Annotated in this window: 2 protein-coding genes; both read right to left on the bottom strand. The window is 59.1% G+C overall.

Going from position 1 to position 2,072, the window contains the following annotated elements; all coding sequences use genetic code 11:
• Positions 1-352: 352 nt before the first annotated feature.
• The gene (locus EN943_RS36680) at positions 353-1,336 is read right to left on the bottom strand and encodes a substrate-binding domain-containing protein (RefSeq protein WP_127416578.1); all 984 of its coding nucleotides are present in this window, start codon (positions 1,334-1,336) and stop codon (positions 353-355) included.
• Between the two features lie 82 nt (positions 1,337-1,418).
• Positions 1,419-2,072, bottom strand: a 654-nt coding sequence (locus EN943_RS36675; RefSeq protein WP_164778595.1) for an ABC transporter permease, incomplete at its 5' end; no start/stop codon positions are given.

Raw genomic sequence — 2,072 nt, 5'->3', positions numbered from 1 at the left:
GGGCAAGAGCGTCCAGATTTCCTGCATCCCTTCGTGTCCGCGCATATACAGGACCTCGGCAGGAGGCCCATCCAGGAATACACAGGATCGGCCGTCTGCATTCTGGCCCGTTACGATGCGACGCAGTTCCACTGATGCGTCCGACATTCAATTGCTCCGCCTTTTGCTGCGTGCCCACTGGAATGACGACAATTTTGCCGCTATCCGACCAAGATCGGCCGCTCCCGACGGAACGCGGCCTTTGTAAAGAAGTGAGGCAAAGGCAAGCTTCGCCCCACTGGTTAGACAAGAACTGCTGTCCGTATCGCGACTTGCTCTCGTCGATGGATGCTGACTCCGAGAGCCGCGCGAGCTACTTGCAGACCGAGATTTCGTGGAACTTCATCCCCTCTTCGCTGTCGATATTGTCCTTGGTCAACAACTTGATCGGCGTGGTCTTGTGGATGGGAGTATTTGGTTTCACGGGTCCACCGTTCGGGTTTGCCCGCAAATATTTGACAACTGACTTTACCGATTCATTCCCGATGAGATACGGCGATTGCGCGAGCAGCGCCTGTATCCTGTTTTCGTGCAGCGCCTCAACTTCGTCTGGCGTGGCGTCGTAGGCTACGACCATGACGCGGTCCTCGGCATGGGCGGAACGAACGGCGGACACCACACCCTCGGCCGCCGACCCGTTGGTGGCGTAGATCGCCGTTAGATCTGAATGCGCCAGGATCAGACCCGCCGCGATCTTGGCCGTAAGACTGCTGTCGACTTGGCCATACTGGACGGGAAGAACTTCGAGCGGCGAGCCTGATTTGGCGAAGGCATCGGGAAGCCCCTTGTACCGACCCGCGTCAACCACATCGCCGGGGAAAGACGCTATGATGCCGACCTTGCCTTTGCCTTTTATGTGCGAAGTAAGGTATGCGGCGATCTGCTGGGCGGCGTCGCTGCTATCGCTGTTGAAACCCTCCAACATGACGTCTTCGTCCAGGCTCCCGTCGGCGAGCACCACCGGCTTGCCAGCGGCCATGAGTTCTTTGACCGGTTGGATGAAAGCTGTGGACGAAAACGTCGATATCAACCAGCCATCGGGATTTTGAAGCTTGAGGGCGTCGAAAATCTTCCGCTCTTCAGCGACCTCTGGACTGGGCGTACCGGCCCAGAGAAGCTTGACGCCCAGGTCTTTGGCCGCAGCCTCCGCGCCGCATTTCATAGTTATGAAATAAGGTTTGGCGACGGCTGCCTGAAGCTCGGCGATCCTCAGATCGTCCGCATATGCATGACTGGTTGCGACTGTAACAAAAGCCGTAAGACATGAGCCACAAATTTTCGTACGTAGAGATTTCATGGTTTCCTCCCATTTTGAGCCATTGTCGTTTCGATATTGTCTGCCGCCGCTGACTGATTTCGACGGCAGCAGGATGAACCCCTTATCGCTCGGATGTAGACTGCTGCCGCTGGCTGATTGCGACGGCGGCAAGCAGGATGAGACCGATGGCTATCAGCTGGTAGAAAGCCTGGAACCCGGCCACGACGAGGCCGATCTGCAGGATGGATGCGAGCAGCGCGCCCGCGACGGCGCCAAGGATCGAGACGCGACCGCCGGTCAGACGCGTCCCGCCGATCACCGCGCCGGCGATTCCGGCGAGAGCGTCCGTCTGGTGGCCGCCCACATCGGTGGTACCGAAGCGGCCGAGATCGATGAACCCAGCCAGGCCGCACAACACGCCGACGATCAGGTACGTCAGGAAGATGGTCAGCTTGATGTCGACACCTGCGCGCACCGTCGCGCTGCGTGAACTGCCGGCGGCAAGCACGTGGACGCCAAAGCGGGTCTTCGTCAACACGAACCACACCACTGCAGCGACCACCAGAGCCAGAAGCGCCGGCAGCGGAAGGAAGCCGAGGATGACCACGCCGCCAAAACCTTCCTGCAGGGATTCCGGCAAGCCCACGAGATTAGTGCCGTTGGTGCCGACCAGCACCAACCCGGTCAGGATGCCCAGCATCGCCAAGGTGGTGATGAACGAGTTCACCTTCAGGTAGAGCAGGCAGATGGCAGAGACTGATGTACAGACTAGGCC

It is taken from the genome of Mesorhizobium sp. M7A.F.Ca.US.006.01.1.1 (assembly GCF_003997935.1).
Taxonomy (GTDB): Bacteria; Pseudomonadota; Alphaproteobacteria; order Rhizobiales; family Rhizobiaceae; genus Mesorhizobium.
Note: the sequence above shows the minus strand (reverse complement) of the source record. Positions and strands in the feature narration are given on the sequence as shown.

Excerpts from the sequence above, each read along its gene's own strand:
- EN943_RS36680 (WP_127416578.1), bottom strand. The coding sequence starts at position 1,336 with ATGAAATCTCTACGTACGAAAATTTGTGGCTCATGTCTTACGGCTTTT.